This window comes from Neptuniibacter sp. (genome assembly GCF_024231755.1).
Classification (GTDB): Bacteria; Pseudomonadota; Gammaproteobacteria; order Pseudomonadales; family Balneatricaceae; genus Neptuniibacter.
In genome coordinates this window covers 1-8,496 of the sequence record NZ_JAAEQH010000150.1, presented here as the reverse complement: position 1 = coordinate 8,496, position 8,496 = coordinate 1, and the positions used below count along the sequence as shown (strand labels likewise).

General features: G+C 43.5%; 8 protein-coding genes. All 8 read right to left on the bottom strand.

Annotated elements, in window-relative coordinates:
* Window positions 1-234 precede the first annotated feature (234 nt).
* Genes GY843_RS08490 through pilM form a run of 8 tightly spaced genes read right to left on the bottom strand, consistent with a single transcriptional unit; the run spans window position 235 to window position 8,426 of the window.
* A complete protein-coding gene (locus tag GY843_RS08490) occupies window positions 235-1,812 on the bottom strand; it encodes an AAA family ATPase (protein WP_297308542.1) in 1,578 nt (525 codons plus the stop codon).
* Between the two features lie 46 nt (window positions 1,813-1,858).
* Complete coding sequence (aroB, locus tag GY843_RS08485; RefSeq protein WP_297308540.1) at window positions 1,859-2,953, bottom strand: 3-dehydroquinate synthase; 1,095 nt, start codon at window positions 2,951-2,953, stop codon at window positions 1,859-1,861.
* Between the two features lie 17 nt (window positions 2,954-2,970).
* Complete coding sequence (aroK, locus tag GY843_RS08480; protein ID WP_297308537.1) at window positions 2,971-3,495, bottom strand: shikimate kinase AroK; 525 nt, start codon at window positions 3,493-3,495, stop codon at window positions 2,971-2,973.
* Window positions 3,496-3,506: 11 nt separating this feature from the next.
* A complete protein-coding gene (pilQ, locus tag GY843_RS08475) occupies window positions 3,507-5,615 on the bottom strand; it encodes a type IV pilus secretin PilQ (RefSeq protein ID WP_297308535.1) in 2,109 nt (702 codons plus the stop codon).
* An 11-nt stretch (window positions 5,616-5,626) separates the two neighbouring features.
* The gene (locus tag GY843_RS08470) at window positions 5,627-6,178 is read right to left on the bottom strand and encodes a pilus assembly protein PilP (RefSeq protein WP_297308533.1); all 552 of its coding nucleotides are present in this window, start codon (window positions 6,176-6,178) and stop codon (window positions 5,627-5,629) included.
* Between the two features lie 8 nt (window positions 6,179-6,186).
* Window positions 6,187-6,783, bottom strand: a complete 597-nt coding sequence (locus GY843_RS08465; RefSeq protein ID WP_297308531.1) for a type 4a pilus biogenesis protein PilO — start codon at window positions 6,781-6,783, stop codon at window positions 6,187-6,189.
* Entirely contained in the window at window positions 6,783-7,355 is a 573-nt protein-coding gene (locus GY843_RS08460; RefSeq protein WP_297308529.1) for a PilN domain-containing protein, read from the bottom strand. Before GY843_RS08460 ends, GY843_RS08465 begins: the two co-directional genes overlap by 1 nt.
* 9 nt (window positions 7,356-7,364) lie before the next feature.
* A complete protein-coding gene (gene pilM / locus GY843_RS08455; protein ID WP_297308527.1) occupies window positions 7,365-8,426 on the bottom strand; it encodes a type IV pilus assembly protein PilM in 1,062 nt (353 codons plus the stop codon).
* Window positions 8,427-8,496 lie beyond the last annotated feature (70 nt).

Below are 8,496 nucleotides of genomic sequence, written 5' to 3'. Positions count from 1 at the left end.
TTTAAACTCACCGGGGCGATAAAGACCTTTGCTCATAAGCCATTCCCACTTAAAAATACTTAAAAATCAATATCTTGAAAACTCTTTCTGCTGCAATATATGCGCCACTCAGCAAAAAGGGACAGCCATTCTACACGTGATGAGGGTTAGGGACAAATTTCAATCAGCAAAAAGGAGCACCTAAGCATACACAAACACTGCTATAGGCGACGCCAACGTATTGTTTAGGAAGGATTATTTCTTTCTTATATCGATCTGAACGCCCTTAATACTTCTCGCCCAGGGCTTAACCTTTTGCAATTCTTTGGACAGCTTTCGGATCGCAGAATTAGCAATATCACGGTTTGCATACTGCCCATAAACCACAACATGCCACGGGGCACCTTTATAAACAGTCTCAAAATGGTGAAAATCGCCAGGTTTTTTTTGATTCTTGATAAATTTTAGTGCGCTTTCTTCAGAACGAGCCCCCAACATCTGCAAGGTATAACCTGAACTTTTCCACTTCAGAAGCAGCGCGTCAGAACTTGATGACACGGCTGCAGAATTAGCTACAGATTTGACCACTTTATTTTCGGGGCGCTTTGCCGAAACAGAAGGTTCTGCCTCTTTCAGGGCTAAAGCTGGTTTTTTCGTTATTACAGGACTGCCACTCACGACTTCCCGTAGCTCTTTCTCTAACACTGAAGAACTACTAGCTACCGCCTTATTATCCGGTTTTGGCAAAGACTCTTTAACTTTGAGCTTTTCCTCCTGCGCTCTTAATTTGGCAGAAAGGTCTTGTTTTGCCTGCTCAATAAGACTCTTACTCTCGGCTCCTGCTTTAGCTGCCATATCTGAGCTGACTGCAGCCTCAACTGACGCATCTGATTCTCCAGTATGCTTGTAATCATCAGTTGAAATATCAGGCTTTGAGTTAATCTTTATTTCTGTATTTTCATTATTTGATTGCGCCATAGGCACAGCAAGAGGTACAGAAACAGTTTCAGTGCTTACATCTAACGCAGCATTCTCTACCTCTTCTGGAAGGAATTTCCAGAGTGAGACCCCCAGAATCCCAACCAAAACAAAACCAATCCCAGCCATATGCAAAGGAGGTAGCGGAAAAGCGGTGGCACCACCCGCTTTTTTGGAAACTGAAACCTTCCCACCCGACAGCAGTGTTTCGATCCTTCCAGGCATGCCACCTGACAATGTAATCAATTCAGCTTTTTTCTTAGGCTTTAAAGACGCAGTAGCGGGATAGCAGACCTGCAGATATTCCTCAGTCTCCTCAGGAGACATCTCTTCCAGTGTTAGGTGATGAACTCTGCCTTCCATATGCCTAACGGAATCATGATTCAATAAACGTTCTGCAAATTCCGGGGCCGCCATAAACAGAAGCTGAGCACCTCCTGCAGTCGCATCCGCGGTGTGTAGGTTGAGTAGCAATTCCAATGCAGGCTCAGAAAGCTTTTCAGCATCATCTACCACTATGAGGCATTTCTGACCTGCGGCCTGTAACGCTTTCAACTGAAAATTAAACAGCTTTAGGTGATCGGCAAAGCCAGTACCACCTTTCTCATGCGATGGGAGCTGCTCAAGAAGAAGATCTAATAGCTGTTGTTCAGTGAGCCCCTCTTTAGGCTCAACTACACAACAGCAGAGAGTTGAATCAGTTTGTTCCGGTTTCAACTGAGTGATGAGAGTACTTTTCCCGACCCCAGACTCACCGGAAACCAGTAAAAGGAAGTCTGAAAAGCGCACAAGATGCTTAAGCTTATCCAGCAGCTGCAAACGGCTAGGTGGCTCAAAATAGATTTTACTTTTCATCCAATTGCTTCACTCATCACTATTCAGCCGGAACACAACCCTTATACTAACAGCACTGTCCTAGAGAAGTGCCCGCTGCCAGGGTCTCATCCAGCTTAGCAACCGGGAAATCCGAAGTCACCACCGCCTGACCAACCTGTTTAAGAAGGACCAATCTTAGCTGCCCATCCAACACCTTTTTATCCACAGACATCAGATTCTTGAATTGATCAGCCGACATTTCCGTAGGCGGGTAGATTGGCAGATTTGCCGCCTCCAAAATGTCTTTAATTCGAGTAACGTCTCCTGATGAGATCCAACCAAGACGACAAGACAGATCTGCAGCCATCATTGTTCCAGCCCCGACCGCTTCGCCATGAAGCCACTCTCCATATCCCTGATCAGCCTCTATGGCATGACCAAAAGTATGCCCTAGATTTAGCAGTGCTCTAATTCCTGATTCTTTTTCATCTTGAGCAACAACCTCCGCCTTGATCTCACAAGATCGAAAGATTGCTTGCTCTAACAAGTCAGGCTGAAGCCCCATCAAACCATCAACGTGATCTTCCAGATAGCAAAGAAATGCTTCGTCATAGATCAAGCCATACTTAATCACCTCAGCCATTCCAGCCGACAGTTCTTTTTCCGGCAGAGTGTTCAATACATCAGTATCAATCACCACACATTGAGGCTGATGAAAAGCACCAATCATATTCTTACCCTGAGGATGATTGACCCCCGTCTTACCACCAACCGAAGAGTCCACCTGTGATAACAAGGTTGTTGGTACCTGAATAAAATCAACACCTCGCTGATAGCAGGCTGCTGCAAAGCCTGTCATATCCCCCACAACACCACCACCTAAGGCAATTAATGTTGTAGTTCGGTTATGTCGTTTATTCAGCAAAGCATCAAAGACCATATTTACATGATCAAGATCTTTATAACGCTCCCCATCGGGCAATATTACCGAATCCACCTTCAGAGAATCAGGAAGACTAGACACCAATCGATCCAGATATAATGGAGCAATAGTCTCATTAGTTACGATTAGGACTTGCTGACCTTTGATATAAGGCTGCATAAGTCCACGATCCAATAATCCCTGACCAATAAAAATAGGGTAGCTCCGCTCCCCCAAATCTACTTTGAGTGTTTGCATATATTACGTCTAACCTACTATTCACTATCCAGAATGGAGAGCGACTTAAGCTGCTTAACTATTTCACTTGCAACCGTTTTCGGATGTCGACGATCAGTTTTGACAACGATATCAGCCGCATCAACATAGAAGGGATGGCGTTCCGCCATTAATTTCTCGAGAACTTCACGCGGATTATCGGTCTGAAGCAAAGGACGATTTTTATCTCTGGATGTTCTATCAAGCTGCTGATCAACTGATGTTTGTAAATAAACAACTGTGCCATTTGCCTGTAGAGCAGTGCGATTTTCTGGCCGAATGACTGCACCACCACCCGTAGATAAAACGATTAATTGCTGCTGTGAAAGATCCTTAATTACCGCTTCTTCGCGATCTCTAAAACCGGATTCACCTTCAACATCAAAGATCCAAGGGATATCAGCCCCAGCACGAGCCTCAATTTCTCGGTCAGAATCAACAAATTCCAGCTTTAGTTCCTGAGATAAAATACGGCCTATGGTGCTTTTACCCGCCCCCATAGGCCCCACAAGAAAGATGTTCAAATTTTAACGCCTTACTGCGCAGTTAATGAGTTTCTTACCAATTTAGGTGTAATGAAGATTAACAGCTCTGTTTTATCAACACTATTTTCGGTATTACGGAATAATGACCCCATGACAGGTAGGTCACCCAACAGAGGAACTTTGTTCAAAACATCACTGGTCTCATTTTTGAATACGCCACCCAGCACAATAGTTTGACCATCAGGCACTACAACTGAGGTTTGCAGCTCATTATTATCAATACTAATTTCACCGTTTGGCAGGACTTCACCTACTGAGTCCTGTTTAATCTGTAGATCCATTGCAATTCGGTCACCAGGATTAATACGAGGGGTAACATCCAGGCTCAAAACTACATCTTTGAATTCGATGCTCACTTCACCATCTTCTACTGTCTGGTAAGGAATCTCCGTACCCGACTCAATTTTGGCAGAATTACCATTAGTTGTAAGTATCTTAGGCTGTGAAATCACTTCAGCCTGGCCATCCGATTCCAATGCACTTAGCTCCAGATGGATCATGCTACTGGTTCCAGGCGCAAAACCGATAGCAATTTTACCTGCATTAGCTGCTGTCGCCCCTAAATCGACGTTTAGACCTACTTCAGTAGGAGGATTACCAAAGTCGATTGATCCTTGATCAGGATTAACAATCCAACCTCTTCCATTATCGACATCGTTATAGCCGAAACCCCACTTAATACCCAAATCTTCGGTCACTGAAGAACGCGCAGTTACCAAACGAGCCTCGATCAATACCTGCTCTACTTCAACATCAAAACGCTTCAAAGTCCGACGAATATCACTAATAGCTTTAGCTGTTTCCCTTACCATCAATACGTTAGTTTCATCATCAGACATAACAAAGCCTCGATCAGAAACAAGTTTAGCTTCCTGAATAGTAGCCATCATATCTGAAGCTTTGCGGAAATCTATCTGTATAAATTCTGTTTTAAGTGGTGCCAGTTGCTCCACTTTCTGTGAGCTTTCCAGCTCAATCCGCTCACGTTCCGCGATTTCTGCCGCCGGAGCAATAAGCAGCACATTCCCCACTGTACGCTGATCAAGCCCCTTAGTTTTCAAAATAATATCCAGTGCCTGGTCCCAAGGTACATTTTTCAAACGTAAAGTAATATTGCCACCAACAGAATCACTTACTACTAAATTCAACTCCGCAACCTCTGCAACAATCTGTAACACCGAACGCAACTCAACATTCTGGAAGTTCAGGTCAATCTGTTCGCCGCTGAAAGGAAACAGTTCTTTATCTCTTTCCTGCTTCTCGGCTAACGTCTGCGGTTTGAAGTCAATAATAAGCCGGTTGTCCGTCTGATAAGCCAAATACTCGTATGGTTCAGCGCTTGGCTTAATAAGAACACTTGTGTTTAATCCATTCGCCATCGCATCAATAAACATAACTGGCGTAACAAAATCCTGCACATCCACTCGCTGCTCCAAAGCAGAAGACAGTTGAGCCCCGAACAGGTTAACTAGAACATTATTTCCTTCTTCCTGAATATCAACCCCAGCTTTATCATCCGATAGAGTAATACTCACACGTCCTATACCACCTTCAACACGCTCAAAGTCCATTCCTTGCACTTGAGTATGATCAGACATCTGCTGTGCATTACCTTGTGAAACTTTGTCTTCAGTGACCAGATTAGCTATAGACTTAGGGGCAGACTTAACCCCTTCTTTGTTTTTCAGGACAACAAATAGACTGTTTCCTTCAGTAAATGTTTGGTAACTAGCTGGCTCGTAAAGGCTTGCAACAACACGAAGACGGCCTTCTGTCTGCGCAAAATTCACCACATCAACCTGACCGGTTTTAACATCAAGAGATCGGCCATTTAGGTCATTTTCAACACCCCAAAGATCTATCACCAATCGGGAAGGTTGATTGATCATATAGGCTTGAGGCGCAGGCGGGGTAGAATCGAAATCGAACCTAAGCTCCACCTTACCCCCAGGTAAAGCGACAAAATTCGCATTCTTCATTAGGATTTCTGCTGCCGCCCACTCCGACAATAAAATACTGAAGACAAATGCACTCAGGGTCCGAAATAACTTACCAGACTGTACTTTTACTCCAAACACCATGGGGACTTTAATATTCACAATTGTATCCCTTATTCCTTCTCTTTTAAGGCAAGGTTACGTGACCGTTTCATCCAACCACCACGACCATTCTTAATAATTTCCAGAAGCACTATTTCTCGCTCATCCAGAGTAACAATCTCTCCAAAATCCAACCCCATGTAATTACCTTCAGTCACGCGGTGGATTTCAGCATTACTATCCTTAATCAAAGCCCAAAGCCTTTGCTCATCCTTTTTAAAAATGGTTCCAACCATCTCCAATTCATCTAAAGCAAAAGTTTCCAGATACTCTTTCTGTCGCTCCAGATCCGGCTTCAAAGCATCAGCGCTTTCGTTTTCGTCTACAGCATCAACAACCTGCACAGGAACCAAAGGCTCAAAGGGCTCTCTCATACTAGCGCCTTCGTAAACAAAGCTATGATAAGGCTTGAATTCAGGTAGTGGTTTAATCTTTCCTGCCGGAGCCGCTTTCGTTTTACTAACAAATTTTTTTAGATCCTGGGTATCTTCAACCCAGTCAACACAACCAGTTAAACCCACAAAAACAGCTAGCAGGATTAGTTGTTTAAATCCGTTAACCATACCAACCTCTACTTAGTCTCATCATATCGATAGGTTTTAGCATGGATCCTCATATTAACCCCTCCCGCAGATGGCGAGATACTGTAATCATGCAATGTAACGATCCTAGGCAAAGCTGCAATACCACTTACAAATTGCCCCATCTGATGATAAGAGCCTGCGACATTGATATTGATTGGCAGCTCGATATAAAACTCTTTTTTCTTTTCAGAAGCTAAAGCTATTGACCCAATATCCAGCCCACTATCTGTACCCAGATTTGTAATATCATCTAGCAAACCCGGCACTTCTTTTTCCGTTGGCAACTGTTTCTTTAACTCAGCAAAACGCTCTTCCACATCTTCCATCTGTTTCCTCAAAGCATCCAGATTAGATACCTGGAAAGCTTTTTCTTTATAAACAGACTTCAGCCCCTTTTCCTTTTTTACTTCCTTATGTAACTGAGCTTGCTTATCCACAGCATAGAAATGCCAACCGGCAGCAACAATCAAAGCAATCACGATAAGATAACTGATAATCTTAACACCTATAGGCCAGTTACCCGATGTTGATAAATCAAGGTCATTAACATCAAAACCTTTGAAGGCCTGCTTAATTGCATCCATTATTTCTGGCCCCCTTCCTTATCCTTATTATCAACAAGCTTGGGTTTAGTCACACCTACCGATAACTTGAAGGCTTTCTGCCCAGCGGCTGCCGTATTAACTGTTGATAAGCTCGGCTCGCCAAACCATATGGAGCTATCTAAGTTTCTCATCAATGACGATACTTCCAAGTTATCCGATGCTTTACCCGATAATGAAACTTTCTTTCCTTTCCGGGAAAGAGAGGTATAAAACAGCCCATCAGGCAAAACCCTAACCAGCTCATCAAAGTTACGGACGATCAAAGGACGCGTCCCCTGCAATTCCTGAATGGCTTTTAAGCGCTCAAGTAGCCTTTCTCTCTTAGCTTTAAGCTCTTTAATCTCAGCTATTTTACGATCTAACTTAGCGGTTTCTGCTTTCAAATAATTATTTCTGGATATCTGGCGTTCTTTCATCGCATCAAAGTAATAGCCAATCCCAAGAACGATAATGACAGCAAATAAACCCGCTCCCATTACATTCGCTGCAAAACTTTTCTGCCTTAATTTTGCTTTCTCTTCTCGCCAGGGGCGTAAATTAATCTTAGCCATTTTTACCCCCTACTCCTCAAAGCCACGCATCGCTAAACCGCACGCTTTAATCAAAGAAGGTGCATCCCTCTCCAAGCGTGAACGATTAACTCTGGAATTTACTGTCATATCAACAAATGGGTTAGCCATTCTTGTTGGTATACCAATATCCTCTTCTAACTGATCAGCCAGACCTTCAATTGTTGAAGTACCGCCCGAAAGATATAAAGCATTTAATTCGCTATGAGCACCGGAAGAGTAGAAGAATTGCAAAGAACGGGAAACCTGCTGCGCAACAGTACTGCGAAATGGCAAGACAACCATCTCTTGGATTTCTGATGAGATATCATCCAGCCTTAAAGACTGTTCAACTTCTTCAATACTCATACCATACTGCTGATGGATAGAGTTGGTGAGATCATTACCACCAAACGCTTGCTCACGGCTATAGACGATTTCCGCACCTCGAAATACATTTAGAGTCAGAGTTGCTGCACCAATATCCACAATACCAATAAGAGCCTCTTCATCCATATGATCCGCAGACACAAGAGGAAAAGTCCTCTCTACCGCGTATGTATCTACATCCACTATCTCACACTTTAAGCCCGCACTGTTTATGGCATCCTCACGCTGTTCAACATCGTCTTTGCGGCATGCGACAAGTAGCACTTTATCCAGACTATCGTTATTTTCCACCGGACCCAATACTTCAAAGTCGATAGCAACCTCATCTAAGGGATATGGAATAAACTGATCTGCCTCCACTTTGATTTGGTCTTCCAGCTCAAATTCAGTGAAAGCGTTACTCATTTCAATTCGTTTGGTAATAACTGCAGAAGAGGGAACTGCGGACACCGCTGCTGACATTTTTCCCCCGGCGACCTTCACAGCTTTTTCTATGGCATAACCAACCTCTGCCACATCCTGAATATTGCCATCAATCACAGCACTAGGAGGAAGGGTAACCACCGCATAGGCTTCTAGCGTAAACCCTTTACCGCTCTTGGATAAAGCAACCAATTTCACTGAAGAGGAGCCTATATCCAGCCCTACCAAGCTACCCGACTTGTTCCCCAAAAAGCCAAACACAATGAGATTCCCTAATTAATACTGCGTTAATGCAAAGCTTAATATAGTACTTATGCACTCTAGCGTGCAT